This is a genomic window from Streptomyces sp. AC512_CC834 (assembly GCF_019049325.1).
In the GTDB taxonomy this organism is placed as follows: domain Bacteria; phylum Actinomycetota; class Actinomycetes; order Streptomycetales; family Streptomycetaceae; genus Streptomyces.
The window spans coordinates 543,287-570,137 of sequence record NZ_JAGMUO010000097.1; the positions used below are offsets into that span (position 1 = coordinate 543,287).

Below are 26,851 nucleotides of genomic sequence, written 5' to 3' on the forward strand. Positions count from 1 at the left end.
GGCGTGGGCCTCAGCCCTGCTGGAAAAGCTCCGCCGGGAGCGGCTTCAGCAGGGTGTACAGGTCGTCGGTGATGGGGCGGTCCCAGGCGGCGATGGTCACCAGGACGCCGTCGCTGCGGTCGAACTGCACGCAGGAGATCCGGCCCTCGGAGAGCTTGAGGCGGCGCACGATGAGGAGGTTGTCGCCCTGCATCACCGGGACGTCCTCGGCGCCGACGACCGTGATCTCCTCGTCGTTCTCCAGGGCGAGGAGGAGCTGGGCCACCTCGAAGGGGATCTCTCCCTCGGGGACCTCGCGGGCCGGGGAGCCGTCCGGCAGGTTGCCGATGATCATCGCGGGGCCGCGGCCGCCGAACAGGTCGTAGCGCAGGAAGACGCCCTGGCAGCTACCGTCGGGCGCGGGCAACAGGCCGGCGCCCAGATTCCCGGGCCAGTCGCCCGGGTCCATGGCCAGTACGTCGAAGTCGGGCCCGGCGGGCGTGGCGCTGCGGCGGCGGAGGAACGACATGCCGCCATGGTACGTGGCCGAGCCCCGCGAACGGTGTGCGGGCGACCGCCCGGCCGGGCTACCCGGTCCGCTTGTGCCGCTCCTCGTGGCGGGCCACCCGGGCCCGGTTGCCGCAGGACGGTTTGCACCACTCCTGACGCGGGTGGTCCTTGAGGAAGTAGCGCACGCAGCGCGGTGCGTGGCAGGCCCGCAGCCGCCGCCGGTCGGGCCCCGCGAGGAAGGCGATCACGGCGTGCGCGAGGGCGGCGGCGAGGTCGGCCCGGCCGCCGTGCACGGGTGCGGCGCGTACGACGGGTTCGGCGGCGTCGGCGGTGTCGTCGTCGGTGTCGGCCCAGGTCAGTACGGGGACCGTGGGGGTACGGGCGGCCGCCTCGTTCAGGCGCCGCAGGGCCTCGGGGACGGGCAGCAGCCGCGCCGCGTCGGCGGGACTCGGCTCGCCGGGGCGCACGGCGCGGGCGAAGAGGGCACGGGCGGCGGCCCGCACGTCCCGTACGTGTTCCAGAACGGCGGCGTCGGCAGTGAAGGCCTCGGCGTCCGGCACGGTGCCGGGGTGGGCCCGCACCCAGGCGGTGAGCCCGGCGGGGTGGGTCAGGTCGTCGGCGACCCCGCCGCGCCCGTCGTGCCGGACGGTCAGCGCGAGGTCGAGGGCGATCCGGGTGTCCCTGCTGGGCGAGTCCTGCATGGGGCCGATGATAGGCACGCGTGCCAAACCGCCCGCCGCCCCGCCGCCCCGTCCCGCCGGGTCGGCGGGTCGGCGGGTCGGCGGGTCGGCGGGGGCCTGGGTCGTCGGGGGCCTGGGCCGCCGGAAGCCTGGGTCGTCAGTCCTCGGGGGGCGCCTCCTCGGGGGGCGCCGGGAGCCTGGGCCGCCGGAAGCTTGGGCCGCCGCGAGCCTGGGTCGTCGGGGGCCTGGGTCGCAGCGAGCCTGGGTCGTCGCGAGCCTGGGTCGCAGCGAGCCTGGGTCGTCAGTCCTCGGGGGGCGCCGGTGGCACCACGGCGACCGGGGAGGCCGCGTGCAGCAGGACGGCGTGGGTGACCGAGCCCATCATGCGGGCGGGGGCCAGCAGGCGCCGGCGGTGGCGGCCGACGACGACCAGTTCGGCGTCCCGGGAGGCCGCGACCAGGTGTCCGGCGGCGTCACCGGGCGCGACGTACGGCTCGGCCCGGACGTCGGGGTGGCGCTCGCGGTAGGGGGCGAGGAAGCCGTCGGCGAGGACCCGGGTCTCGCTCTCGAGGGAGACCTCGTCGATCACCGGGGGCACGATCTGGCCCGCGGCGGCCCAGCTCTGCACCGGCCACGGGTACGCGGCGACCACCTGGAGGCGGGCGCCGCGCAGCTCGGCCTCGGTGAAGGCGAAGGACAGGGTGGCGTCGTCGGGGCTGTCCACGTGCAGGCCGACCGCCACCCTGGGGCCGGGTTCGGCCGGTGCCTCGCCGTGGACCTCGCGTCCGGGGCGCGGCACCACGACGACGGGGCACTCGGCGTCGCGGGCGGCGGCCATGCCGTTGGAGCCGAGCAGCAGACCGGTGAAGCCGCCCCGGCCCCGGGAGCCGAGCACCAGCAGTTGGGCGTCGGCACCCAGTTCCGGCAGCAGGGCGCCCGGTACGCCCTCCATGCCGACGTATTCCGTCTCGACCGCGAAGGCCCGCCCCTGAAGGTGCGCGCGGGCCTGGTCGAGCGCCGGGTCCTCAGCGGTGTCCGGCGGACCCGCGACCAGGACGTCGGTCTGGGCCCAGGCGGCGTACTGGCGCACGTGCACCACCCGCAGGGGTGCCTGGCGCCGGTGGGCGGTGTCGAGCGCCCAGTCCAGGGCGCGCAGGCCGTCGTCCGAACCGTCGACCGCCGCGATGACCGGCAGGGTGCTCATGGGTCCTCACCTCCGGAGTACGGACTTCCCCCCGGCTGCGGACGAAACACCCCGGTTCGGCCGGTCGGCTCACCCAGCCGGTGTCCTACGTGAGGTCGAACTCCCCTTCCCGTGCTCCCGACACGAACGCGCCCCATTCCGCCGGGGTGAAGATCAGGGAGTGGCTTTGTGGGCTGCCGCTGTTCCGCATGGCGATGAATCCCTCGACAAAGGCGATCTGGACATCCCCCAGGCCTCGGCTGCTGGACTGCCACTGCGCGTTGCTGAGGTCCAGCTCCGGCTTGTCCCAGCCCGTGAGCGGGCGCTGTTGGGTGGTGCTTTCGGCCACGTCCGTGCTCCTCCCGATCTCGTCGTCCGCGGCCAGCCTAGCGATCGGTTCCGACCGCCGACAGGCCACGTGAGGGGTGCCTTTCACAAGAGATCCGAGGGCCGCGTCAGGAACCGGCGAAGCGGTCCCGCAGCTCCCTCTTGAGGATCTTCCCGCTGGCGTTGCGCGGCAGGGCGTCCACGAACAGCACCCGTTTGGGTGCCTTGAACGCGGTGAGGTTCTCGCGGGCGTGGGCGATCAGTGCGTCCTGCGTGACCTCGCCGCGCGGTACGACGACGGCCGTGACGGCCTCGATCCACCGCTCGTCGGGCAGGCCGATGACCGCGGCCTCGGCGACGGCGTCGTGCGTGTAGAGGGCGTCCTCGACCTGCCGGGAGGCGACCAGCACGCCTCCGGAGTTGATGACGTCCTTCACCCGGTCGACGATCGTGTAGTAGCCGTCCCCGTCCCGCACGGCGAGGTCGCCGGAGTGGAACCAGCCGTCACGGAAGGCGGCCTCGGTCTCCTCCGGCCTGTCCCAGTAGCCCTCGCACAACTGCGGGGAGCGGTAGACGACTTCGCCGGGTGTGCCGTCGGGTACGTCCTTGCCGTCCTCGTCGACCACGCGCGCGTCGACGAACAGGACGGGCCGGCCGCAGGAGTCCATGCGGCCCTCGTGCTCGTCCGGGCCCAGGACGGTGGCGAGGGGGCCGATCTCGCTCTGGCCGAAGCAGTTGTAGAAGGCGAGGCGCGGCAGGCGGGCGCGCAGCCGTTCCAGGACCGGGACCGGCATGATCGACGCCCCGTAGTAGGCCTTGCGGAGGCCGCCGAGGTCGCGGGTGGCGAAGTCGGCGCGGTTCGCGAGGCCGATCCACACGGTCGGCGGTGCGAACAGGCTGTCCACGCGGCCCGCTTCGATCAGGTCGAAGAGCCGGTCGCCGTCCGGCGCGTCCAGGACGATGTTCGTCGCGCCGACGGCGAGGTAGGGCAGCAGGAAGACGTGGGTCTGCGCCGAGTGGTAGAGCGGGAGGGCGTGCACGGGGCGGTCCCCGGCGCCGAGGTCCAGGGCGGTGATGGCGCTCAGGTACTCGTGCACCAGCGCCCGGTGGGTCATCATCGCGCCCTTGGGCAGTGCGGTGGTGCCCGAGGTGTACAGGAGCTGCACCAGGTCCTCGGCGGCGGGCTCCGGGCCGTCGTACGCGGGCGCCGCGGCGAGGCGGGCGAGGAGCGAGTCGTCGGCGTCGCGCAGCGGCAGGGTGCGGGTCCCGCCGGGGAGCCGGCCGGCGAGGCCGGGGTCGGCGAGGACCAGGCTGCTGCCGGACTGGCCGACGATGTAGGCGAGGTCGTCGCCGGTGAGGTTCTGGTTGACCGGGACGTGCACCAGGCCCGCGCGGGCGCAGGCCAGGAAGGCGATCAGGTAGGCGTCGGAGTTGTGGCCGTAGGCGCCGACCCGGTCGCCGGGGGCCAGCTTCTCGGCGCGCAGGACGCTCGCCGCGCGGGAGACGGCGGTGTCGAGTTCCTCGTACGTCCAGGAGCGGTCGCGGTACTCCACCGCGACGCGTGCCGGAGTGCGTCGGGCGCTGCGCCGCAGCACCCCGTCGACGGTGCTGCCGGTGCTGCCGTGTCCGGGCGTCATGACCTGATCCTCGGCCGGTCGCCGGGGCGGGTCAAGCGGTGTGCGTCCGGTCCGCCGACTCCTCGCGCCCACTTCGCAGGCCCCATTGACACAACCCGTCACTGACAGGAAAGTTTCACTCCGCACGGCGATCAGGGAAAGATACTTTCAGCTTCGGTGCGGGAGGCTCTTCGATGGCCGGACAGGCGACGAACGGATTCACACGGCGCCAACTGGGCGCCGGGGCCCTGGCCCTGGGCGGTGCGCTGGCCATCGCCCCGTTCGCGGCTGGGCCGGCCGAGGCCGTCTCCGACAAGGGCCGCCGCCCCACCCTCCGGCACGGCTCCGCCGGGCGCGCCGGGCTGCTGTCGGGCCATCTGCGGCAGCTCGTCACCGACGCCGAGGCGTTCCTCGCCCCGTCCCCCGAACACCCGTGGTACGCGGGCGCCGTGCTGCTCGCCGGCCGGGGCGGCACGGTGGCGCTGCACGAGCCGATCGGCATGGCGGTGCGCTACCGGGCCTACGACGAGGCGACCGACACCGGTGTCGAGTTCCCGGCGGGGCAGCAGATCCCGATGGCCGAGGACACGGTGTTCGACCTCGCGTCGATCTCCAAGCTGTTCACCTCGATCCTCGCCGTGCGGCAGCTTGAGCGGGGCGCGCTGGAGCTGGAGGCGCCGGTCGCCTCGTACCTGCCGGAATTCGGGCGGGCGGGCAAGCAGGACGTGACGGTCCGTCATCTGCTGACGCACACCTCGGGGTTCCGGGCGTGGATCCCGCTGTACAGCGCGCCCACGTACGAGGAGAAGGTCCAGCTCGTCTACGACGAGGCGCCGGTCAGCGCGCCCGGCACGGCGTACCTGTACTCGGACCTGAACATGATCTCGCTCCAGCTCGTGCTGGAGAAGGTCACGGGCCGCGCCCTGGACGTCCTGCTGCGCGAGGACGTCACCGGACCGCTCGGCCTGGAGCGCACCCGCTACAACCCGCCCGCGTCCTGGCGGCCGGGGATCGCGGCCACCGAGGACGCCCGGCGGCCCTGGTCCGGCCTGGACCGCGGTCTCGTGTGGGGCGAGGTGCACGACGAGAACGCCTTCAGTCTCGGCGGCGTCGCCGGTCACGCGGGGGTGTTCGCCAGCGCGTGGGACCTCGCGGTGCTCGGCCGTACGCTGCTCAACGGCGGCTCCTACGGCCGGGCGCGCATCCTGCGGCCGGAGTCGGTGGAGCTGATGTTCACCGACTTCAACACCGACTTCCCGGGCGACGAGCACGGCCTGGGCTTCGAGCTGTACCAGCACTGGTACATGGGCGCGATGGCCACGCCGCGCACGGCCGGCCACACCGGCTTCACGGGTACCTCGCTGGTGCTCGACCCGACGACCGACTCGTTCCTCGTCGTGCTCGGCAACTCCGTCCATCCGGTGCGCGGTTGGCGCTCCGGCTCGGCTCCCCGGGTGGCGGCCGGCACCAACCTGGCGCGGGCCGTGCCGGTCCGGCCCGCGCACGGGCGCAGGGCGTGGTTCTCCGGGACGGCGAGTTCCGCCACGGCCACGCTCACGCTGCCCGCGCTGGACACCTCGGCCGGCCGGGCGCGGCTGCGCTGCGCGCTGTGGTGGGACACGGAACCCGGTTCGGACGCCCTCGTCCTGGAGGCCACGACCGACGGCGGCGGCTCGTGGCAGCCCGTCCCGTTCACCACCACGCGGCGCGGCGAGGCGCCCCGGGAGCACCCGGCGGGCTCGGCCACCGGCTGGTCGGGACGCGTCTGGCACCGGCTCGGGGCGGACCTCCCGGCGACGCGCGGGCTCACCCTGCGCTGGCGGTACACGACCGACCGGCTGTACGTGGGCCGCGGGGCGTACGTCGACGGGCTGCGCGCGGAGGCGGCCGGCGACGTCCTGTTCCACGACGCGCGCCCGGCGGACGCGGCGCGCGTCGAGACGGCGGGGTGGACGGCGTCGGCGAACTAGGACCTGTCCGGGACCGTTGGGGGTCAGCCGACCGTCCGCTCCAGCACCGCCATCGCCGCGTTGTGCCCCGGCACCCCGCTCACCCCTCCCCCGCGCACCGCGCCCGCGCCGCACAGCAGGACGTTCGCCTGTCCGGTCTCCACGCCCCAGTGGCCGGTGTTCTCCTGGGCGTGGGGCCAGGACAGCTCACGGTGGAAGATGTTCCCGCCGGGCAGGCGCAGATCGCGTTCGAGGTCGAGCGGCGACCTGGCCTCGACGCAGGGCCGCCCGTCGGCGTCGGTCGCCAGGCAGTCGGCGAGGGGCTGGGCCAGGTGGGCGTCCAGTTGGGCGAGGGTCGACTTCAGCAGCTCCTCGCGTACGGCGTCGTTGTTCCGGGCGAAGAGGCGGGCGGGTGTGTGCAGGCCGAACAGGGTGAGCGTGTGCATGCCCTTGGCGGCGAGGTCCGGGCCGAGGATCGTGGGGTCGGTCAGCGAGTGGCAGTAGATCTCGGAGGGCGGCGCGGTGGGCAGTTCGCCGGCGGCCGCCCTGGTGTGCGCGGCGGCCAGTTGCTCGTAGCCCTCGGCGATGTGGAAGGTTCCGGCGAAGGCCTCGCGCGGATCGGCCTCGGGGTCGCGCAGCCGCGGGAGCCGGGTCAGCAGCATGTTCACCTTGAGCTGGGCGCCCTCGGCGGGTGGGGGCGGCGCCTGCCCCGTGAGGGCGGCCAGTTCCCTCGGGGAGGCGTTCACCAGCACGTGGCGTGCGGCGGCGACGCCCTCGCCGCCGGCCGAACGGTAGGTGACCTCGGCCGTTCGCCCGTCCGCTTCGATCCGCAGCGCCTCGTGTCCGGTGGCGAGCACGGCGCCCGCGGCTCGGGCCGCACCCGCCAGGGCGTCGGTGAGGGCGCCCATGCCGCCGACCGGAACGTCCCAGGCGCCGGTGCCGCCGCCGATCACGTGGTAGAGGAAGCAGCGGTTCTGGCTCAGGGAGGGGTCGTGGGCGTCGGCGAAGGTGCCGATCAGCGCGTCGGTGAGGGCCACGCCCCGCACCAGGTCGTCGGCGAAGTGCTCCTCGATCGCGACGCCGACCGGTTCCTCGAACAGGGCCCGCCAGGCCGCCTCGTCGTCGACCCTGCGGCGCAGTTCGTCCCGGGTGGGCAGCGGCTCGGTGAGGGTCGGGAAGACCCGCTGGGCCACGTGGCCGGTCATGGCGTAGAACCGCTGCCAGGCCGTGTACTCCCGCTCCGAGCCGGTGAGCCGCGCGAACGACTCCCGGGTCCGCCGCTCGCCCCCGCCGACGAGGAGCCCGGTGGGCCGCCCGTCGCGCTCGACGGGAGTGTACGAGGAGACGGTGCGGCCGCGTACCCGGAAGTCCAGGCCGAGGTCCCGCACGATCTTCTTCGGCAGCAGGCTGACCAGGTACGAGTAGCGCGACAGCCGTGCGTCGACCCCGGCGAACGGCCGCGTGGACACGGCCGCTCCGCCGGTGTGGTCCAGCCGTTCCAGCACCAGCACGGAGCGGCCGGCCCGGGCCAGGTAGGCGGCGGCGACCAGGCCGTTGTGGCCGCCGCCGACGATGACGGCGTCGTAGGTGCGCGAGGTGCTGGGCGGGGTCGTCATGGCTCTTGGTAACACGGCCCGTTCGGGGACGGCCAGCCCGCCGACGGGCACCGCCGTCGGCGTGATCGGGCTGCGGCTGTCGGGCTCGGCGCACCGGGTCGCCGGCGGGACTGCCGTCGTCGACGCGGTGACGGGACACGGCCGCCACCCGGCGACGTCGGCGCTGGGGTCTGTCTGACAATCCCGTCTGCCTCGCGACGCCATGCAGGCCCTCTCGCCGCACCGGGCGCAGAGCCGAGTACATCCAGTACGAGGCTCTACGCCCGACACTCCGAGAGCACGCACTGGCGCCGCGAGGCCGCCCTCCGGGCGACGACGGAAATTGTCAGACAGGCCCTGGTCCGGCGGGAGGCCGCTCGCAGCCGGCGCACGACTTCGGCGCGGGCCTCCCGGTCAGCGTGCCGCCGCGCCGCGCAGTGCCGCGACCCTGCGGTACAGCGCCGCGGCCTCGGCGGAGCGGCCGAGTTGTGCCAGGCAGTGGGCCTCGTCGTCGCGGCCGACGAGGGTGTCGGGGTGGTCGGGGCCCAGCACGCGTTCGCGGGCGGCGGCCACCAGGCGGTACTCGGTGAGGGCGGCGGACCAGCGGCCCAGCCAGCCCAGGCCGACGGCGACCTCGCGGCGGCCGGCCAGGGTGTCCGGGTGGTCCGGACCCAGCACGCGTTCGCGGATCGCGCACACCTCGCGGGCCTCGGCGAGGGCCTCGACCCAGCGGCCCAGCCTGCCGAGGTTGACACCCAGGCCGTGCCGGGCGCGCAGGGTCTCGGGGTGCTCGGGTCCCTGGGCGCGGGCGCGGTCCTCGATCAGCTCCTCGTACACGGTCAGCGCCTCGGCGCAGCGGCCGAGGCGGCCCAGGCCGATGCCGATCTCGTAGCGGGCGGCGAGCGTGTCGGGATGGTCCGGGCCGAGCGCTTCGGCGCGGGCCGCGGCGACCTCCAGGTAGGTCGCCAGGGCCTCCTGCCAGCGGTCCAGCCGCCCGAGTTCGTAGGCGACCTCGTAGCGGGTGACGAGGGTGTCGGGATGGTCCGGGCCGAGCACGCGGGCGCGGGCGGCGGCCACCTCGCGGGCCATCCGGTGGGCTTCCTCGGTGCGGCCGAGCCGTCCGAGGTTGAAGGCGAGGTTGTGCCGGCAGCGCAGCGTGTCGGGATGGTCGGTGCCCATGGTGCGCTCGCGGGCGGTGAGGACCGCTGTGTAGACCTGGTGGGCGTCGGCGTGCCGGCCCAGCCGGCCCAGGGTGTAGGCCATCTCCTGGCGGACGGCGAGGGTGTCGGCGTGGTCGGCGCCCAGCACCCGGATCCTGGCCTCGGCGACATGCTTGTACGCGCGCAGCGCCTCGGCGGGGTGGCCGGCGCGGCCGAGGGTGACGGCGGCCTCGTAGCGGCTGGCGAGCGTGTCGGGGTGGTCGGGACCGAGCAGTCGCTCGCGTTCGGCGGCGACCGCGCGGTGGATCTCGCCGGCCTCCTCCCAGCGGCCGAGCCGGCCCAGGCTCAGGCCCGCGTGGTGCCGTGCGGCCGGCCCGACGAGCGCCTCGGGCGCCGGGTCCGGCCGTTCGCCGGGGGCGTGCGGGGCGGTCCGGTCGGCGGCGGGACGCGGGATCCACTCGCCGGACAGGCCCGCCGCGGGGTCCGGGGGCGTGGTGCGCAGGCCGGTGCCGGTCGCCTTGTGGCCGGTGGTCATGCCGTGGGTCCAGGACGGCAGCGCGGCCCGGCTCCCGACCGGCCGGGGCGTGCGCGGCGGGGCCGGCCACGGCGTCGGCGGCGGGGCCGCGGCCAGGGCCGGCACCTGCACCTGTGCCGGTGCCGTGCGCCCGGCGGTGATCCGGCGGCCCAGTTCCCGGGCGTCGTCCGGGCGTTCCTCGGGCCGTTTGGCCAGCAGGTCCAGGATGATCCGGTCCAGGTATCGGGGCAGTTCGGCGCGGTGGGTGCGGGGCGGCTCGGGTTCGGTGTCGCGGTGGCCGACGAGGATCGCCCAGGCGTCGTCGAGGTCGAACGGCGGGACGCCGGTGGCGATCTCGTAGAGCACGCAGCCCAGTGAGTACAGGTCGCTGCGCAGGTCGACCTCGTCGCCGCCGATCTGCTCGGGCGACATGTAGTGCGGGGTGCCCATGGCGATGCCGGTGCCGGTCAGGCGCGCGGTGAAGCCGACGTCGTGACCGAGGCGGGCGATGCCGAAGTCGCAGATCTTCACGGTGCCGTCGCCGGTCCGCACGATGTTGGCGGGCTTCAGGTCGCGGTGGACGATGCCCTGTTCGTGGGTGTAGGCGAGCGCGGAGGCGACCTGCTCGGCGATGTCGACGACGTCGGGGACCGGCAGCGGACGGTGCTTGTCGTCCTCGAGGAGCCGGCTCAGGTCGCGCCCCTCCAGCAGCTCCATGACCAGGAAGAGCACGCCGTCCCACTCGCCGAAGTCGTGCACGACGGTCACCCCGCGGTGCTGGAGCGCGGCGGCCACCCGGGCCTCGCGCCGGAATCTCTCCCGCAGGACGCGGGTGACGGAGTGGTCGTGCTGCGTGCCCAGCGGTTTGAGGCACTTGACGGCGACGCGACGGCCCAGTGACTCGTCCTTCGCCCGCCACACCTCGCCCATGCCGCCGCGCCCGATCCTCTCGAGCAGCCGGTATCGGCCCTGGATCAGTGTGCTGTCCCCCATGACTTCGCCCCGCCCCCGTGGTTCAGTCCGCCCCGCCCTCCCCTGTTCGGTCCAGTATGGCGGCTTGTCGTCCGAGTTTGTATGGCGCCGGGCGGGCGGCAGGGCCGAGCCGTGCCATGGCGCGCAGGATGTGTTTGGGCGGCAGCCGCCAGCGCAGACGTGCGGGAATCGCGCGCAGCAGGGTGCCCGTGGCGCGCAGCCGGCGGGTGACGGTGGCGGGGGCGGGCGCCGGTCTGCCGTAGAGCTCGTGCGCGTACGGCGGTAGTGAGTCGTACGCAAGACGGGCGACCCGCCGCCACAGCAGCTCGCGCGCCGGGACCAGGAGGGGGTGCGTGGGCGGGCGGAGCAGGAAGTCGTCGACCTCGTGCGCCTCGTCCCCCGCGGCCAGTTCGGGCCGTGTCCGCGCGAAGTAGTCGGCCAGCTCGGCCCGGTTCGCGGGTGCGGAGCCGGGGTCGAGACCGACGAGGCGGGCTCTGTGCCGGTGCTCGGCGAGATAGCGGTCGGCGTGGGCGTCGGTGAGCGGGAATCCGGAGCGGCGCAGGACGTGCAGGTAGGAGTCGATCTCGGCGCAGTGCACCCACAGCAGCAGCGCGGGTTCGTCGACGCGGTAGCGCTCCCCGGTGTCGGGGTCCGTCGCGCCGAGCATGCGGTGGATCTTCCGTACCCGGGCGCCGGCCCGCTCGGCGGCCTCGGTGGTGCCGTACGTCGTGGTGCCGACGAAGCCCGCGGTGCGCATCAGCCTGCCCCAGGCGTCGCGCCGGAAGTCGCTGTTCTGCATCACGCCGCGCACGGCGCGCGGGTGCAGGGCCTGGAGGTAGAGGGCGCGGACGCCGGCCACCCACATCATCGGGTCGCCGTGCGCCTGCCAGGTCACGGACTTCGGACCGAACAGTCCCGGGTCGCCGTCCGTCCGCATCGCCGCCATACGGGCAGGCTAACGCCGCGCGCGTCCCGCTCCCAGGGCCTCAGCGCAGGGTGTCCAGGAACTCTCCGCAGGCGCGGGCGCAGTCGCGGCACGCCTTCGCGCCCTCCTCGGCGCCCGGGTGCTCGTCGAAGGCGTGCGCGCTCTCCAGGCACACCTGGCGGCACCAATCCAGTTGGGCGCGGATGGCGGCCTCGTCCACCTGGTTCTGTTCGGACAGCACCCGGCAGGTGGCGTCGCAGACCTCCGCGCACATGATGCCCCTGCGTCGCAGGAGTTCCTGCTTCTCGGTCCCGTCCGGGTCCACGAGGCTCGCCCGCAGGGCGCAGGCCCGGGCGCACTCGGTGCACGCCTGTGCGCACGCGAAGCGGTCCTCGAGGAAGCGGAACAGCTCCTGCTGGGAAGTCGTCGTCGATGTCACACCGGGCGGGTTGCCGCTGGGGGCGGCGCCAAACCGCCGGACCCGGCGTTTCCAAGGGTTCCGGCCCGCAAGAGTCCCTCACCGGTGTGCCCGCCGGTGACGAACGGGTCCGCTTTTCCTGAAAGCCGGTAAAATAATTTCAAAGCCGAAAGGGGGTCGCAATGGATCCGTGGCTGATCTGGTTGATCGTCTCGGCGGTCCTGATCGTGGCGGAGATCTTCACCCTGACCGCCGCGCTCGGAATGCTGGGCGGGGCCGCGCTGATCACGGCCGGGTCCGCGGCGGTCGGCCTTTCGACGCCTTTTCAATTCCTGGTGTTCACCGTCGTCTCCACCGTCACTCTCTTCTTCCTGCGCCCCATCGCGCTCCGCCATGTCATCCAGCCCCAGAGCGAGCGATTCGGGGTGGACGCACTGGTCGGCAAGGCCGCCTACGTCGTCTCCGAGGTGACCGGCATGGAGGGCAGGGTCCGTATCGGCGGTGAGGAATGGACGGCCCGTTCCTACGACGAGACGCTGGTGATTCCCCGGGGCGCGACCGTCGACGTCATGGAGATCAGCGGCACCACCGCATTCGTCTATCCACGGGAGTGACCATGGAAGCTTCGGCGTTCCTCATCGCCGGTGTGATCGTCGCGCTTCTCGCGGTTTTCACCGTGGTGCGGGCGGTGCGCATCGTGCCGCAGGCCCGCGCCCGAAACGTCGAACGGCTCGGCCGCTACCATCGCACGCTGAAACCCGGACTCAGCCTGGTCATCCCGTACATCGACCGGGTCTATCCGGTGATCGACCTGCGGGAACAGGTGGTGTCCTTCAAACCGCAGCCGGTCATCACCGAGGACAACCTGGTCGTCGAGATCGACACCGTGCTGTATTTCCAGGTCACGGATCCGCGCGCGGCCTTCTACGAGATCGCGAGTTTCCTCCAGGCGGTCGAGCAGCTCACCGTCACGACATTGCGCAATGTCGTGGGGTCCATGGACCTGGAGAAGACCCTCACCTCGCGCGACACCATCAACAGCCAGCTCCGCGGCGTACTGGACGAGGCCACCGGCAAATGGGGGCTGCGGGTGAACCGGGTGGAGATCAAGGCCATCGATCCGCCGCAGTCCATCAAGGACGCGATGCAGAAGCAGATGCGGGCCGAGCGCGACAAGCGGGCCGCGATCCTCGGCGCGGAAGGCCAGCGCCAGTCGCAGATCCTCACCGCCGAGGGCGACAAGCAGGCCGCCGTCCTGCGCGCCGAGGGCAACCGCACCGCCGAGATCCTCAAGGCGGAGGGACAGTCCCGGGCCATTGACGAGGTCTTCCAGGCCGTGCACCGCAACGACCCCGACCCCAAGCTCCTCGCCTATCAGTACCTCCAGGTGCTGCCGGAGCTTGCGCAGGGCTCGGGCAGTACGTTCTGGGTCATCCCCAGCGAGGTCACCTCCGCGCTCCAGGGAGTGTCCCGTGCCTTCACCGAGGCGCTCCCGCAGTCACCCGCCACCCGCGAGAAACCGTCGGACGAGGGGGCAGCCCAGGCCGCCAGCGACACCGCGCAGGCCGCGGAGGCCGCCGCCCAGGCGCTCGCCGACGCGGCCAGGGCCAACCGCGTGACACCCGAGGTGCTGCACACCCGCACGACCGAGGACCGGTGAGAACCCGGGACCGCCGCACGGGGTGGACCGGTCCACGACTGGTTGAGGAGAACTGCTTGCACGCGTGGTGGTGGCCATCCGGCAGGCCACGCAAGGAGATCGACTTCCTTGCTGTACTCCCCGCGCAGGCCGCACAGGCAGTGCGACATCCCGTAAGGCCGCGACCTGTGGCTGACCCCGAATGAGAAGGACAAGCCACATCGGTAGCCCGAACGCCCGCGTGCGCCAGGTGGCCCATCCGGCCGCCCGAACGGGGCCGGTCCCGGCGTGGTCGTCCGTCCGGGCCCGGGGCGCCTGAGTACCCTCCGCCGCATGGCGGTGGACAGAAGAACCGAACCGCTGCGCCGGACACCGGCTCGGCAGCGGACGAACCGCACGCTCGGGCGCGCGCTGGCGCGGTGGGCCACGACGACCGATCACAAGGTCATCGGGCATCTCTACCTGGCGACGTCGTTCGGCTTCTTCCTCTTCGGCGGCGTCCTCGCCATACTGATGCGCGGTGAACTCGCCCGCCCGGGACTGCAGTTGTTCAGCAACGAGCAGTACAACCAACTGTTCACCATGCACGGCGCGATCATGCTGCTGCTGTTCGCGACCCCGCTGTTCGCCGGGTTCACCAACGCCATCATGCCGTTGCAGATCGGTGCCCCGGACCTGGCGTTCCCCCGGCTCAACGCGCTCTCGTACTGGTTGTACCTGTTCGGCGGCCTGATGGTGGCGGCGGGCTTCCTGACCCCCGGCGGAGCGGCCTCGTTCGGCTGGTTCGCCTACGCGCCCCTGAACAGTGCGGTCTTCAGCCCCGGCCCGGGCGGTGACCTGTGGATCATGGGCCTGGTGCTGAGCGGCGTGTCGACCACGCTCAGCGCCGTCAACTTCATCACCACCGTCCTGTGCCTGCGCGCCCCCGGCATGACCATGTTCCGGATGCCGATCTTCACCTGGAACGTGCTGTTCACCTCGATCCTGGTGCTGCCCGCCTTCCCCGTGCTCACCGCCGCGCTGCTGGCGCTGGAGGCCGACCGGAAGTTCGGCGCCCACATCTTCGACGCCGCGAACGGCGGAGCACTGCTGTGGCAGCACCTGTTCTGGTTCTTCGGCCATCCCGAGGTGTACATCATCGCGCTGCCGTTCTTCGGCATCGTCACCGAGATCATCCCGGTCTTCAGCCGCAAACCGGTCTTCGGCTACGTCAGCCTGGTCGGCGCCACCATCGCCATCACCATGCTCTCCGCAGTGGTGTGGGCCCACCACATGTTCGCCACGGGTGCCGTACTGCTTCCCTTCTTCTCCGTCATGTCGTTCCTCATCGCCGTACCGACCGGAGTGAAGTTCTTCAACTGGACCGGCACGATGCTGCACGGCTCGCTGTCCTTCGAGACACCCATGCTGTGGTCGTGCGGCTTCCTGGTGACGTTCCTGCTCGGCGGCCTGAGCGGGGTCCTGCTCGCCTCCCCGCCGCTGGACTTCCACCTGACGGACTCCTACTTCATCGTCGCGCACCTGCACTATGTGGTGTTCGGCACGGTCGTCTTCGCGATGTTCGCCGGCTTCTACTTCTGGTGGCCGAAGCTCACCGGGAAAATGCTCGACGAACGCATCGGGAAGATCCACTTCTGGACGCTCTTCGTCGGCTTCCAGACCACGTTCCTCGTCCAGCACTGGCTCGGTGAGCAGGGCATGCCGCGGCGCTACGCCGACTATCTGACCGCGGACGGCTTCACCACGCTCAACACCATCAGCTCCATCGGCGCCTTCCTGCTGGGCCTGTCCACACTGCCGTTCCTCTACAACGTGTGGCACACCCACCACTACGGCACCCGGGTCGAGCGGGACGACCCCTGGGGCTACGGCCGTTCCCTCGAATGGGCCACCAGCAGCCCGCCCCCGCGCCACAACTTCACGTCGCTGCCCCGGATCCGCTCCGAGTCACCGGCGTTCGACCTCCATCATCCCGACATCGGCCATCCCGACATCGGCCGACACGATCGGAGGAAAGTGCGGTGAGGACCGAATCCCGTCTGTTCACCGGTGTGGCGGTCTTCTTCGGGGGCGAGGCGGCTCTCTACGGCTGGTGGTCCGGTGAGCCCGCCGGCACCGCCGCCCTCACCATCGCCTTCCTCATGGCCTCGCTCGTCGCGTTCTTCCTGCGCGTGCAGTACCGCAGGCGCGGGCTGCGGGCGCAGGACCGCGGCGACGGCGAGATCATCGACACCGCCGGCCCGCTCGACTTCTTCCCGCCGCACAGCCCCTGGCCGATCACGATCGCACTGGCCGCCGTGGTACTCGCGTTCGGCATCGTCTTCGGCCTGTGGCTGGCGCTGATCGGCTTCGGCCTGCTGGGCCTGGGAGTCTGCGGCCTGGTCTTCCAGTACGCCGACCGGGGCACTCAGCGCTCAGGCTCACCCGAGTAAGCCTCGGGTTCCGAGGTCGACGGCAATCCCGGCGCCGACTCCCGCGCCGCCCCGGCCTCCCGCTCCCGCTGCCCCTCCGTCTCCTCGACGTCGACCCGGTCGCCGTAGTACCACTCGCTGAGCGTCGCCCGCAGCCGCCCCACGTGCGGTGCGTCGCCCCCCTTCGCGGTCGGCGCGAGCGGCTCGGGCTCCCTGCGGGCCCGCAGTACGTGTCGCTCCTCGGGGTCGAGGGGTCCGTGGCTCTCGGCATAGCCGCCCGTGAGGGTCTGCCGCACCTCGCCCGTCTCCTCGCCCTCGGTCAGACGCTCGCGGTCGCGCTCCTGGAGCGCCAGGCAGACCCGTTTGGTCGCGATGAACGCGATCGGCGGCGCCACCACCAGGGCGACCCGGAACACCCACGTGAGCAGGTTCAGCGACACGTGGAAGGTGTACGCGAGGATGTCGTTGCCGCCGGCCAGCAGCAGCACCCCGTAGAACCAGATCGCGGCGACGCCGAAACCGGTCCGCACGGGCTTGTCCCGGGGCCGGTCGCACAGATGGTGCTCCTCGTGATCGCCCGTCACCCACCGCTCGAAGAACGGGTAGGCGTACAGCACCGCGAACAGGACGCCCGGCAGCACCACGGCGGGCAGCAGCACGTTCCACATGACGGTGTGGCCCGCCACCGCAGTCTCGAACGGGGGCATCAGCCGTAGCGAGCCCTCCAGGAAGCCGACGTACCAGTCCGGCTGCGAGCCCGTGGAGACGACGTCGGGACGGTAGGGGCCGTACGCCCAGATCGGGTTGATCTGCGCCACCGCCGCGAGCACCGTCAGGGCGCCGAAGACCGTGAAGAACAGGCCCGTGGAGTTCGTCATGAACTGCGGGAACAGCGGCTTGCCCACCGCGTTGCGGTTGGTGCGGCCGCGGCCCGCCCACTGGGTGTGCTTGAGGTAGAACACCAGGATCAGATGGAGCGTGACCAGCGCCAGCAGCAGTCCGGGCAGCAGCAGGATGTGCAGCGAGTACAGCCGCGGGACGATGTCCTCGCCGGGATACTCCCCGCCGAACACGAACATGCTGATGTACGTCCCCACGACCGGGATGGACAGCATGATCCCCTGCGCGATGCGCAGCCCCGTCCCGGACAGCAGGTCGTCGGGGAGCGAGTAACCGGCGAAGCCCTCGGCGAGGGCCAGCACGAACAGCGTGACGCCGATCAGCCAGTTGACCTCACGCGGTCGGCGGAACGCCCCGGTGAAGAAAATCCGCAGCAGATGCACCCCGATGGCGGAAAGGAACACCAGGGACGCCCAGTGGTGCACCTGCCGGATCAGCAGCCCGCCGCGCACGTCGAAACTGATGTCCAGCGTCGAGCGGTAGGCCTCCGACATGCTCACGCCCAGCAGGGGCTCGTACGAGCCGTTGTAGACGACCTCCGTCATCGAGGGCTTGAAGAACAGCGTCAGCCAGACCCCGGTCAGCAGCAGCACGACGAAGCTGTACAGGGCGATCTCGCCCAGGAGGAACGACCAGTGCTCGGGGAAGGCCTTGCGCAGCAGCCCCCCGCTCTCGGAGACGGGGAGCCGCCCGTCGGCCCAGTTGACGGTGTGTTCGGCCGCGTGGCGGGCCCGCGCACCCGCGCGGGCCCTTCTCCTCTGCAACAGCACGGCGCATGGATTCCCCGCCGCCCGTGCCGGAAACTCCTCCCCTCCCCGGTACGGTCACCCCTCGACTTGCCCCGCGCCCGGGCAGCGGCAGGGTGTCACGGGCCGGCTCAGCGTCCGCCCGGTCCGCCGCTGCCGAAGGAACCGCTGCTGCCCTCGTCCCAGCGGGGCCGGTCCTGCCCGGAGGCGGTGCGGCTGCCCCGGTGCCCGAGGTCGTGCGGCAGCGTGCGTTCGTCGCTCCTGGGCATCTCGTCGGGCTCCCGCTGCTCCCGGACCTCGCCGACGGGCCCCGCCTCGGGCATGCGCGGCTGCTCCTCGGGACGCGGCGGCGGCAGCTCACGGCGCTTTTGCCGGCTGCCGAACGCGAACGCCCCGATCAGCACGCCCACCACCACGACGGCCGCCATGATCAGCCAGACGCCGAGAGCGCCGGAACCCGCGGCCAGGTCCATCCATGCGTTGTTCATGGAGCGCGGGTACCCCCGGCCCACGTCACCAACCTGCCGGGAAACGGCACGGGAGGGTCGCCCGGAACCCCTGCGGATCGTCCTCCGGTTCGGCCGCGGCGCTGACACAGGTGGCGGTCGGCACCGAGACGGACGGCTCCATCGTGTGCCCGGCCGGAATGAACGGGGCGGTCGGCCACAAACCCGGTCTCGGGCTGGTCAGCCAGTCGGGGATCGTACCGATCTCGGCCGAGCAGGACACGGCGGGGCCCATGGCGCGCAACGTGATCGACGCCGGATCGGCCTGTGGCGGCTGGCCTCGCTCGGTGCGGAGGTGGACGACCTGATGACCCGCACCGCGGCGCGGCTGCGTGCCGCGGGCGCCCAGGTCGTCGAGGTGACCCCGCCGTATCAGGACCGGCCGGCCGAACTCGAGTTCCCGGCGCTGCTGAGCGAGTTCAACCGCACGCACCCCGCCGAGCAGACGTGTTTCGCCGGTCAGGAGCTGTTCGAGCAGGCGCTGGTCGCGCCGTCGACCACGGACCCCGAATACCTGTCCATGCGTGCGGAGTTGAAGAATCTCTCCCGGCGGTCCATCGACGAGACCATGGCCGCGCACGACCTGGACGCCATCCCCTCACCGGCGAACCCGCTCCACTCCGGCCGCGGTCGCCGGGTATCCGTCCCTGTCCGTCCCCGCCGGGTCCGTGGGCGAACTGCCGGTCGGACTGCTCCTGATGGCCGGTGACCGTCAGAACGCCGAGCTGCTCGCGCTGGGGGCGGCGGTGGAGCACCGGCTGGACGCCTGGCGGGCACCGCGGTACCTGCCCACGTTGCCGTAACTGCGGGTTGGCCGACCGTGCGGGCCGGCGCGCGCTCCGGTCGGCGCGCGCCGGTCCGGCGCGGTCACGCGGCGGCGCAGACCCCGAGGTCTTCCCAGACTCCCCATTCACCGGTGGTGCCGGGCTCCTCGCCCGTAACCCACCACTTGGCACGCCAGTTGTGGCCGCCGAAGGAGACGGTGTCGCCGCCGTTGTAGACGCTGCCGGCGCTCCAGAGCGGCACGGCGCAGGCACCCGGGTCACCGCCGTCGTCTCCGCCGCCGTCGCCACCACCGTCGTCGCCGCCGCCGCCGATGTTGACGTCGACGCAGGAGTAGAAGGCGTTGGCGGTGTCCGCCACGTTCCAGACCGCCAGCACCTTCTGGCGTCCGGTGAAGCCGCCGAAGTCCACCTGGTGGCTGACGTCCGCGGGCGGCTGAGCGCCGTGGCCGTCGAACTCGGCGATCTTCTGGTTGCCGATGAAGTACTGCCAGTTGGCGGTGGCGTGCCGGGCCGTGTGGTGCCAGGTGAAGGTGTGCGTCGTGCCGACCGGTGTGACCCGCCAGCCCTTGCTGTCGTCGTCGAGTTCGGCGAACTGACTGTTGCCGCCGCTACAGCTCTTCAGGCCCTTCGGGCCCTCGACGCTCTGCGGCTCGTACTTGATCTGGCCGCAGTCGACGATCCCCGCGGCGCACTGGTCCTGCCGGCTGCCGGGCGAGGTCACCCAGCCGTGGGCGTTGGCCGTGCTCGCCGGAAGGCTGACGGCGAGCAGCGGAGCGAGCAGCGCCCCGACCGCGCAGGCCACCCGTCTCTTGGTGCGCATGTCTTACCCCTTCCCATGCAGGTCTAGACCTGACGACTTCAGGTCTAGACCATAGCGGCGAAACGGATGCGGTCAAGAGTCCGCGCAACACCAACCGGCGGCCCGCGGTGCGCACTTGGCGCAATGGGCCTCGGATGCAAACCCGTCGCGCTATTGGTCTAGACAAGGACTGCCGTGGTGGTTAAAAGTCGAATGGGTCGCCCGGCCCCCGCGGTCGCTGCGCAACGCAAGGAAGGAGCACCACCGTTGGAAGCGCTGGAAAAACGCAGGGAACACGTGATCGCGCTCTTCCGCATCGTCGTAGGCCTGCTGTTCGCCTGCCACGGAGCGGCCACTCTGTTCGGTGTCCTGGGCGGTCCGCACGGAGCCGCACCCGGCTTCGCCGCGTGGCCCGGCTGGTGGGCCGCCGTGGTGCAACTCGCCGGCGGCACACTGGTGCTGTGCGGCCTCGCCACCCGCGCCGCGGCGGTCCTGTGCTCCGGGTCCATGGCGTACGCCTACTTCGTCGAGCATCAGCCCGACGGACTCTTCCCCATCGAGAACGGAGGCGAGTCGGCGGTCATGTTCTGCTGGTCCTTCCTCCTCGTCGCCGCCCTCGGCCCCGGCCGCTGGAGCCTGGCCGCCCGCCTCCGCCCCCGGCGCAGGGACGGCAGCCGGCCGGTCGCCAGGACTCTGTAGCCGGTCCGCGTGCCGGTCACCGGGGTCACTCGGAGGCTGTGAACATGTCGATCAGGCCGTGGGGCGCGTCGTCACCGAACATCAGCTCGTGGAGCTGTACGGCGTCGGCGGCCTCCCCGGCGCTGCGGGGGAACAGGTCCCGCTCGTACGCGGCGAGCGCGCCCTCCGGGTCACCGGGGTGCGCGGCGAGGGCCGTGCCGAGTTCGGCGCCGTCGTACATGGCGAGGTTGGCACCCTCGCCGGACGGGGGCATGAGGTGGGCGGCGTCGCCGAGCAGGGTCACGCCCGGCACGCGCTCCCACCGGTGCGCGGCGGGGAGGGTGTGGAGAGGGCGCACTACAGGCGCGGTGTCGGCGTCGGTGATCAGTGCGGTCAGCTCCGGCGCCCATCCGGCGAACTCCCCCGCGGTGCGCGCGGTGGCCGCCGGATCGGCGAGACCGATGCCGGCGAACCAATCCTGCGGCTTGCGCAGCGCCACGTAGGTGTGGAGCGTCCCGCCGTTCTCCCGGTGGGCCTGGATCGCCTTGCCCGGCACGAGCGCGAACATCGCACCGGCGCCGACCGCCTTCGCGGTGGCCGGGTGCCGGGTGTCGGCGTCGAACAGGTAGGTCTCGACGAACGACATGCCCACGTACTCGGGTGTGGCGTCGGAGAGCAGCGGCCGGACCCGCGACCACGCGCCGTCCGCGCCGACCAGCAGGCTGGTGACGACGGAGGTGCCGTCGGCGAAGGCCACCTCGTGGCGGCCCTCGCCGAGGGCGCGGACGGTACGGACCTTGTGGCCCCAGCGGACGGTGCCGGCCGGGAGTGAGTCGAGCAGCGTCCGCCGCAGTTCGCCGCGCATCACCTCGGGGCGCCCGCCCGTGCCGTCGTCGCCCTCCTCGAACAGGACCGTCCCGTCCGGGGCGAGGGCCCGCGACGCCTGACGGCCCTCCAGGACGAGGCCGCGGAACTCCTCGGTCAGACCCGCGGCCCGCAGCGCGGGCTGGCCGTTGTGGTCGTGGATGTCGAGCATCCCGCCCTGCGCGCGTGCCGCCGGGGAGGATTCGGCCTCGTAGACGGTGGCCGGGATTCCGTGGACGTGCAGGACGCGGGCGAGCGTGAGGCCGCCGAGTCCGGCGCCGACGATCGTGACGTGCGTGGTCATGGCACTGCCTTCCTGGTCGCGGACCGCCGAGGAAGTCCGGCGGAACAGGACTGGAACACCGTTCCAGTACACATCCAGAGTGGAACGCCGTTCCACTACCTGTCAAGCTGGAACGGCATTCCAGACGGTCTACGCTGAAGCCATGACACCCAGGTCGCGCCGTCCGGAACGGCGGCAGGAACCCCTCTCACGGGAGCGCATCGTCGGCGCCGCCGTCGAACTCCTCGACACGGTGGGAGAGCGCGGTCTCACCTTCCGCGCGCTGGCCGAGCGTCTCGCGACCGGCCCCGGGGCGATCTACTGGCACATCACGGGGAAGGCCGAACTCCTCACCGCTGCCACGGACGCCGTCGTCGCCACCGCCGTGACCGTCGAGCCCACCGGCTCCACGGACTCACCGCAGGACGCGATCCGTGCCGTCGCGCTCGGCCTGTTCGACGCGACCGAGACACACCCGTGGCTGGCCACACAGCTCGCGACGCAGCTTTCCCGCACCCCCTGGGGGTCGGTGACGCCGCGGATCTTCGAGAGCCTCGGCCGGCAGGTCCGCGCGCTGGGCGTGCCCGAGGACAGTTGGTTCACGGCGTCCTCGGCACTGATGCACTACATCCTCGGCGCCTCCGGTCAGAACGCCGCGAACACGGCGGGCGCCGACGCCCTGGGGCCGGACGTGGACCGCGCCGAGTTCCTGGACACCGTGTCGACGGCATGGGAAGGCCTCGACCCCGACGACTACCCGTTCACCCGGGCCGTCGCAGACCAGGCACGCGACCATGACGACCGCGAGCAGTTCCTGGCCGGCATCGCTCTCGTCCTCGCCGGCATCACCGCACTCCACCCACCGGGGCGGTAGAACGGGCGGGGCGGGGAGAACGGCCCGAAGAGCGGAACAGGCCCGGCGGGCAGAACAGGCTCGGCGAGGGACCGACCCGGCGAGGGGGAACAGGCCCGGTGAGGGGGAACCGGCCCGGCGGGGGGACCGACTCTGTGGGGCGAACCGGCCCGGTGGGGGGGACCGGCCCGTTGGAGGGAACTGGTCCGTTGGGGCGAACGGTGCCGGTTCGTTGGGGGTTGGCGCTCGCCGAGCCTCGTCGTGACGGGCGCGGGCGGTTACGGTGACCGGATGACCACGGTCAACGCCAACGGGGTCGCCCTGGGCATCGAGTCCTTCGGCGACGACGACGCACCCCTCGTCCTGCTCGCGGGCGGGACGACCATGCTGTCCTGGCCCGACGCGCTCTGCGAGCGCCTCGCCGCCGAGGGGCGGCGGGTGGTGCGCTACGACCTGCGCGACAGCGGCGAGTCGACCACGGCGGACCCGCAGGCACAGGCGCAGGCGCCCGCCTACACCCTGCGCGACCTCGCCGCCGACGCGGCGGCCCTGGCCGGCGCGCTCGGCGGCGCTCCCGCACACCTCGCGGGGATCGGCGTCGGCGGGATGGTCGCCCAGGTGGCCGCGCTCGACCATCCGGACGCGTTCTCCGCGCTCACCCTGGCCGGCACCCGCGCGGTCGCCCCCGGCCCGCCGGACGAGGACCTCCCCGATCACGACCGGGCGACGATGGACCGGCTGTTCGCGCATCCGATGCCCGACTGGAGCGACCGCGAGGCGGTGGCCGGGTTCGCCGCCGCGGGCGCGGAGATCCTCGGCGACGACCCCGTCACCGCGCGCTCGGTCGCCGCCCGCGTCTGGGACCGCACGCCCGGCACCGCGCCCGAGGTCCAGGTGGCCAACCAGCTAGGCATGGTGTTCTCCCGGCTCGACTGCGCGCCCCGCTGGCGCGAGCGACTGCCCGGGATCGGACTGCCCACGCTCGTCGTCCACGGCCGCCGCGACATGTTCTTCCCCGTCGGCAACGGCGAGGCGATCGCGCGCGAGATCCCCGGGGCACGACTGCTCATCCTCGACGCGGCCGCCGGCGCGATCCCGGACACGGCGGCCGGTGAGGTCGCCGAGGCGATGCTCGCGCTCGGTTAGTTCTCCGGCGGTGTGCGCCGTCTCACGCATCCCGAGGCTGCCCAAGTTGCCTGGGTCACAGCGGAAATGCCCCTTTCGCGTCCATGCTCGAAACGAGAGCCGCCGCCCGAAGTAGCGCGTGCCGGCATCGATTTGGTCGCGAAGTGCTGAAGTGAGCCATGCCACAGCACTGGTGACGTCTCCCCCGCCCGCCTTGGAAAGGTGCCGATTGTGGCCGCATACCTGTGCCCGCCTGCCGTGATACACGGTGAGCACTCCGTGAAGACCCAAGAGATCGTGGCGGAAGTGCAGGGCCGGCATCCACACGCGGCCTGGGCACCCCGGGTCGACGGCATCGCGGCCAGTACGGGCATCGAGACCCGCGGATGGATGCTGCCCCTGGAGACCGCCGTCGCGCCCGGCACCGGGGGCGGCCTGCCGGCCGCCGGCACCGGGCCCGCCCGGGAAGCGCTGGCCCGCGACGGGTTCACCGAGCAGGACGTGGACCGCGCGGTCGCCGCCCTCGAGGCGATACCCGCGCCGCAGACCGTCCAGGAGCGCACCGCCCCGGCCTGGGAGGCCGTGCAGTCCTACGGGGAGCGTGCGGCACGCGGAGCACTGCAGATCGCCGGGCTGGACGCCTCGGACGTCGACTGCTTGATCACCAGTAACTCCACCACCCCGGCGCTGCCGGGACTGGACGTCGCCCTGGCCAACAGGCTTCCGCTGCGCGGCGACACGATGCTGCTGCCTGCCGCGCAGTGGGCCTGCGTGGCCGGGACCCGCTCCCTGGCGCTGGCGGCGGACCTCGTGGCGGCGGACCCCGACCGGGTGGTCCTGGTCGTGATCTCCGAGGCGCTGAGTACGACCTACCAGCCCGGGGACGACACCCTGGAGTCCCTGATCGTGCGGCTGCTGTTCGCGGACACCGCGGTCGCCGCGGTGGTCACGGGCCGGCCGCGACCCGAGTCGGTGCTGCGGCTGGACTCCGCCTGGCACCACACCCTGCCCGGCACCCAGGACCTGCACCGCCTGGAGACGCGGGCGGACGGCACCCACTTCGTGATGGACCGGCGCGGGCCGCGCGCCGTGCAGGAGACGGTCACGGCGATGTGGGAGTGGCTCCGCGTCCGCTTCGAGGACGACCCCGACGCGTGGCACCCCGACGTACTGCTCGCGCACCCCGGCGGGACCCGGGTGCTGGAGTACATGGAGCAGACGATGCCCCAGGAGTGGCCGTCGGGGCTGCTCGAGTTCAGCCGGGACAGCTATACGAGCGGCAACCGCGGCGGCGCCGCCGTGTTCGACATCCTGCGCAGGGCGCACGACGCCGGGCAGCCGGCGGGCAGCCGGGCCGTCCTGTACGCGGCGGCGCCGGGCCTCACGGCCACCGCCCTGGAAGGGGAGTGGCTGTAGCGCGGGCTCCCGCCGCACCCGCCACACCCGTCGCGTCCGCCGCGCCGTCCGCGTGAGACGGCCGGCGGCCGCGTGAGACGGCCGGCGGCCGCGTCACGTCGCGACCGTGAGGTGGGCCGCCGGGCGGGGTGACAGCGGAGCTGTTCCTTTTCCCAGCGGCCTCCTCCCGAACCCGCCGTGCGACGTTAACCGCAGCGGGCTCTCCAGTGATCTTCGCCGTGTGAGGCAGTGGGTTGCCCGGTGTGGAGGTCCTCATGGCAACTTGCGCAGACCACGAGTGTCTTGCGGCGTCGCTTGATCATGAGGGCGGCCCAGCCGGGCTGTTGTTCTCCGGGTTTCCCGAGGTCGGCGAGCCTGCGGATCTGGTGGACCTGGACGTTGCCGGGTCGTCCGCACAGCTCGCACCACCGGGCGAGGAACCGTCCGATCAGTTCCTTGCGCCGGTGGGAGGCCCAGGAGGGTTCGCGGTCGAGGAGGACCGCTGTTTTCTGCCGTTGCAGTGGAATGCCGCCGAACCGTGCGACCAGTGGTTTCCTGCCGGGTCCTCGCTCTGTGCTGACCTGGAGGCATGTGCGCCGCCCGGCTGGTGTGTCGATGGTGGCCTTGTACTTGCGGGCCGTCTTCGACACGGTCGAGCGGTGCTTGTTCGCCAGGGTGTGCAGCAGGGAGGTCTGCATGACCCAGTGCAACCGGTTCAGTCGAAAGACGTCGCCGGCCAGCAGGTAGTACTGGACGATGCCGCGGTATCGGGCCCCGTAGAGGTTGACGATGGTGTGGTCGTCGGCGTGTGTCAGGTGGGGCTGGCGGGCGGGTTTGCCGCCCTTGAGATACGGCGTGCTGTGAGCCTTGATCACGTCTTTCGGCACGTGCAGGGCGATGGCTCCGTTCACTGTGCGGCGGTTGCGCCGGTCGGTGGCGGAGCGCTTCACTCTGCGGTTTTCGTGCTGCACCGTGATGTCGTAGCCGAGAAATCGCGCTTTGCCGGTTCGGGCGTGCGTGATCAGCGTCTTTTCTTGCGAGAGTTCGAGTTTGAGGTCGTCACGCAGGAACCCTGCAATACGCTGTTTGATCTGCTCGGCTTCGGCTCGTGGTCCTGCGAACCCGAGGAGGGTGTCGTCGGCGTAACGCACATACCGCAACCGCCTGTAGTCAGGGTCGTTCATGTCCTGACTGGGCAGGCGGTGCAGTTGCTGCCGCAGTTTCCGCGCTTGAGCGTGGTCCTTGCGGTTGCGTGCGCTTGTGAGCGCCCACAGCACCCGGTTGTACTCCAGGTTGCGTGCCCGGAGTTTTCCTCGGGTGTATTCCGGAATGAGAACTGTTTCGATGAACGTGTCCAGCCGGTGCAGGTAGATGTTGGGCAGGAGCGGAGAAAGAACCCCGCCCTGCGGTGCGCCGCTGAGCGTGGTGTTCCATTGCCAGTCCTCCAGGTATCCGGCGTTGAGCATGTTGCGCACCAGCCTCAAGAACCGGTTGTCGCGGATTTTCTCGCCCAGGGTGTCGAGCATGACCTGATGGTCGAGGCGGTCGAAACACTGGGCGATGTCTCCTTCGACGAACCAGGCTGTCCCGGTCCAGGTGCGGACCACTTCGCTGAGGGCGGTGTGGCAGCCCCGGCGGGAACGGAAACCGTGGGACCGGTCGGAGAAGGTCGGCTCGTAGTACGCCTCCAGCAGGAGCCGCATCACCTCGCCGACCAGCTTGTCCGGCCAGGAGGGCAGGCCCAGCGGGCGGGTCTTCCCGTTCTTCTTCGGGATGTGGACCCGTCGCACCGGATCGAACCGGTAGCGCTCGTGGCGCAGCGCATCAATGATGCGGCCGATCTTCTCCATGGACATTCTGTCGGCGGTTTCCCCTGTTGCCCCGGCCGTCATCGCTCCCTGGTTGGAGTAGATACGACCGTAGGCCATGAGATACAGCTGCGGGTTGAACAGTTGTCGATACAGTTTATTGCACGGCAGATTCCGTCTGCCTCGTTCACGGAGGACAGCAAGCACCGTTTCAGCGTTCTGCATTACGCA

24 protein-coding genes and 1 pseudogene are annotated in these 26,851 nt (G+C 72.0%); 11 read left to right on the plus strand and 14 right to left on the minus strand.

Annotation, left to right across the window (positions count from 1 at the left end):
• Window positions 1–10: 10 nt before the first annotated feature.
• From KUM40_RS30010 to KUM40_RS30030, 5 genes are all read right to left on the minus strand, one after another.
• Window positions 11–508 (minus strand): hypothetical protein, encoded by a 498-nt coding sequence (locus KUM40_RS30010; RefSeq protein ID WP_217169334.1) that lies wholly within the window; start codon window positions 506–508, stop codon window positions 11–13.
• A 58-nt stretch (window positions 509–566) separates the two neighbouring features.
• Window positions 567–1,190, minus strand: a complete 624-nt coding sequence (locus KUM40_RS30015) for a CGNR zinc finger domain-containing protein (protein ID WP_217169335.1) — start codon at window positions 1,188–1,190, stop codon at window positions 567–569.
• Between the two features lie 280 nt (window positions 1,191–1,470).
• Entirely contained in the window at window positions 1,471–2,373 is a 903-nt protein-coding gene (locus tag KUM40_RS30020; protein ID WP_217169336.1) for a universal stress protein, read from the minus strand.
• An 85-nt stretch (window positions 2,374–2,458) separates the two neighbouring features.
• The gene (locus KUM40_RS30025; protein WP_217169337.1) at window positions 2,459–2,701 is read right to left on the minus strand and encodes a DUF397 domain-containing protein; all 243 of its coding nucleotides are present in this window, start codon (window positions 2,699–2,701) and stop codon (window positions 2,459–2,461) included.
• Window positions 2,702–2,807: 106 nt separating this feature from the next.
• Entirely contained in the window at window positions 2,808–4,316 is a 1,509-nt protein-coding gene (locus tag KUM40_RS30030; RefSeq protein ID WP_217169338.1) for an acyl-CoA synthetase, read from the minus strand.
• Between the two features lie 173 nt (window positions 4,317–4,489).
• On the opposite strand from KUM40_RS30030, the gene KUM40_RS30035 reads away from it, so the two are divergent.
• Window positions 4,490–6,265: a serine hydrolase domain-containing protein gene (locus KUM40_RS30035; protein ID WP_217169339.1), complete on the plus strand. Its 1,776-nt coding sequence runs from the start codon at window positions 4,490–4,492 to the stop codon at window positions 6,263–6,265.
• Between the two features lie 23 nt (window positions 6,266–6,288).
• Here the strand turns inward: KUM40_RS30035 and KUM40_RS30040 are convergent, their stop codons facing one another.
• The gene (locus KUM40_RS30040) at window positions 6,289–7,860 is read right to left on the minus strand and encodes an NAD(P)/FAD-dependent oxidoreductase (protein ID WP_217169340.1); all 1,572 of its coding nucleotides are present in this window, start codon (window positions 7,858–7,860) and stop codon (window positions 6,289–6,291) included.
• Between KUM40_RS30040 and KUM40_RS30045 the strand changes: the two genes are divergently transcribed.
• The gene (locus tag KUM40_RS30045) at window positions 7,859–8,038 is read left to right on the plus strand and encodes a hypothetical protein (RefSeq protein ID WP_217169341.1); all 180 of its coding nucleotides are present in this window, start codon (window positions 7,859–7,861) and stop codon (window positions 8,036–8,038) included. The two genes, KUM40_RS30040 and KUM40_RS30045, sit on opposite strands and share 2 nt — an antisense overlap.
• Before the next feature lie 215 nt (window positions 8,039–8,253).
• Here the strand turns inward: KUM40_RS30045 and KUM40_RS30050 are convergent, their stop codons facing one another.
• Genes KUM40_RS30050 through KUM40_RS30060 form a run of 3 tightly spaced genes read right to left on the minus strand, consistent with a single transcriptional unit; the run spans window position 8,254 to window position 11,849 of the window.
• The gene (locus tag KUM40_RS30050) at window positions 8,254–10,506 is read right to left on the minus strand and encodes a serine/threonine-protein kinase (RefSeq protein ID WP_217169342.1); all 2,253 of its coding nucleotides are present in this window, start codon (window positions 10,504–10,506) and stop codon (window positions 8,254–8,256) included.
• A gap of 22 nt (window positions 10,507–10,528) precedes the next feature.
• Window positions 10,529–11,431, minus strand: coding sequence for an oxygenase MpaB family protein (locus KUM40_RS30055; RefSeq protein ID WP_217169343.1), 903 nt, complete (start codon window positions 11,429–11,431; stop codon window positions 10,529–10,531).
• A gap of 40 nt (window positions 11,432–11,471) precedes the next feature.
• Complete coding sequence (locus KUM40_RS30060; protein ID WP_217169344.1) at window positions 11,472–11,849, minus strand: four-helix bundle copper-binding protein; 378 nt, start codon at window positions 11,847–11,849, stop codon at window positions 11,472–11,474.
• Window positions 11,850–12,010: 161 nt separating this feature from the next.
• Between KUM40_RS30060 and KUM40_RS30065 the strand changes: the two genes are divergently transcribed.
• From KUM40_RS30065 to KUM40_RS30080, 4 genes are all read left to right on the plus strand, one after another.
• Window positions 12,011–12,442, plus strand: a complete 432-nt coding sequence (locus KUM40_RS30065) for an NfeD family protein (protein ID WP_217169345.1) — start codon at window positions 12,011–12,013, stop codon at window positions 12,440–12,442.
• A gap of 2 nt (window positions 12,443–12,444) precedes the next feature.
• On the plus strand, window positions 12,445–13,488 hold the full coding sequence (locus KUM40_RS30070; protein WP_217169346.1) for an SPFH domain-containing protein: 1,044 nt from the start codon (window positions 12,445–12,447) through the stop codon (window positions 13,486–13,488).
• 267 nt (window positions 13,489–13,755) lie between these two features.
• The gene (gene ctaD, locus KUM40_RS30075; protein WP_217169347.1) at window positions 13,756–15,492 is read left to right on the plus strand and encodes a cytochrome c oxidase subunit I; all 1,737 of its coding nucleotides are present in this window, start codon (window positions 13,756–13,758) and stop codon (window positions 15,490–15,492) included.
• Complete coding sequence (locus tag KUM40_RS30080; RefSeq protein ID WP_217169348.1) at window positions 15,489–15,899, plus strand: cytochrome c oxidase subunit 4; 411 nt, start codon at window positions 15,489–15,491, stop codon at window positions 15,897–15,899. The genes ctaD and KUM40_RS30080 overlap by 4 nt, the downstream gene beginning before the upstream one ends.
• Here KUM40_RS30080 and KUM40_RS30085 read toward each other — a convergent pair.
• Both KUM40_RS30085 and KUM40_RS30090 read right to left on the minus strand, forming a co-directional pair.
• The gene (locus KUM40_RS30085; protein WP_217169349.1) at window positions 15,875–17,548 is read right to left on the minus strand and encodes a ubiquinol-cytochrome c reductase cytochrome b subunit; all 1,674 of its coding nucleotides are present in this window, start codon (window positions 17,546–17,548) and stop codon (window positions 15,875–15,877) included. The two genes, KUM40_RS30080 and KUM40_RS30085, sit on opposite strands and share 25 nt — an antisense overlap.
• A gap of 107 nt (window positions 17,549–17,655) precedes the next feature.
• Window positions 17,656–18,012: a DUF6479 family protein gene (locus tag KUM40_RS30090; RefSeq protein WP_217169350.1), complete on the minus strand. Its 357-nt coding sequence runs from the start codon at window positions 18,010–18,012 to the stop codon at window positions 17,656–17,658.
• Between the two features lie 62 nt (window positions 18,013–18,074).
• On the opposite strand from KUM40_RS30090, the pseudogene KUM40_RS30095 reads away from it, so the two are divergent.
• Window positions 18,075–18,833 (plus strand): annotated as a pseudogene (locus tag KUM40_RS30095) (amidase family protein); the annotation flags it as partial.
• Window positions 18,834–18,897: 64 nt separating this feature from the next.
• Here the strand turns inward: KUM40_RS30095 and KUM40_RS30100 are convergent.
• The gene (locus KUM40_RS30100; protein ID WP_217169351.1) at window positions 18,898–19,635 is read right to left on the minus strand and encodes a lytic polysaccharide monooxygenase; all 738 of its coding nucleotides are present in this window, start codon (window positions 19,633–19,635) and stop codon (window positions 18,898–18,900) included.
• Window positions 19,636–19,881: 246 nt separating this feature from the next.
• Between KUM40_RS30100 and KUM40_RS30105 the strand changes: the two genes are divergently transcribed.
• Complete coding sequence (locus KUM40_RS30105; protein ID WP_217169352.1) at window positions 19,882–20,313, plus strand: DoxX family protein; 432 nt, start codon at window positions 19,882–19,884, stop codon at window positions 20,311–20,313.
• 25 nt (window positions 20,314–20,338) lie between these two features.
• On the opposite strand, the gene KUM40_RS30110 is transcribed toward KUM40_RS30105, so the two are convergent.
• The gene (locus KUM40_RS30110; protein ID WP_217169353.1) at window positions 20,339–21,460 is read right to left on the minus strand and encodes an NAD(P)/FAD-dependent oxidoreductase; all 1,122 of its coding nucleotides are present in this window, start codon (window positions 21,458–21,460) and stop codon (window positions 20,339–20,341) included.
• A 142-nt stretch (window positions 21,461–21,602) separates the two neighbouring features.
• Here KUM40_RS30110 and KUM40_RS30115 point away from each other — a divergent pair, with 142 nt between their 5' ends.
• The 3 genes from KUM40_RS30115 to KUM40_RS30125 all read left to right on the plus strand — a co-directional run bounded on the left by KUM40_RS30115 (window position 21,603) and on the right by KUM40_RS30125 (window position 24,833).
• Window positions 21,603–22,313 (plus strand): TetR/AcrR family transcriptional regulator, encoded by a 711-nt coding sequence (locus tag KUM40_RS30115; protein WP_217169354.1) that lies wholly within the window; start codon window positions 21,603–21,605, stop codon window positions 22,311–22,313.
• Between the two features lie 270 nt (window positions 22,314–22,583).
• Complete coding sequence (locus tag KUM40_RS30120; protein WP_217169355.1) at window positions 22,584–23,438, plus strand: alpha/beta fold hydrolase; 855 nt, start codon at window positions 22,584–22,586, stop codon at window positions 23,436–23,438.
• A 210-nt stretch (window positions 23,439–23,648) separates the two neighbouring features.
• On the plus strand, window positions 23,649–24,833 hold the full coding sequence (locus KUM40_RS30125; protein WP_217169356.1) for a type III polyketide synthase: 1,185 nt from the start codon (window positions 23,649–23,651) through the stop codon (window positions 24,831–24,833).
• A gap of 185 nt (window positions 24,834–25,018) precedes the next feature.
• Here the strand turns inward: KUM40_RS30125 and KUM40_RS30130 are convergent, their stop codons facing one another.
• Window positions 25,019–26,845 carry a reverse transcriptase/maturase family protein gene (locus KUM40_RS30130; protein WP_217169357.1) on the minus strand — a complete coding sequence of 609 codons (1,827 nt, stop codon included), beginning with the start codon at window positions 26,843–26,845 and terminating at the stop codon, window positions 25,019–25,021.
• Window positions 26,846–26,851: the final 6 nt, after the last annotated feature.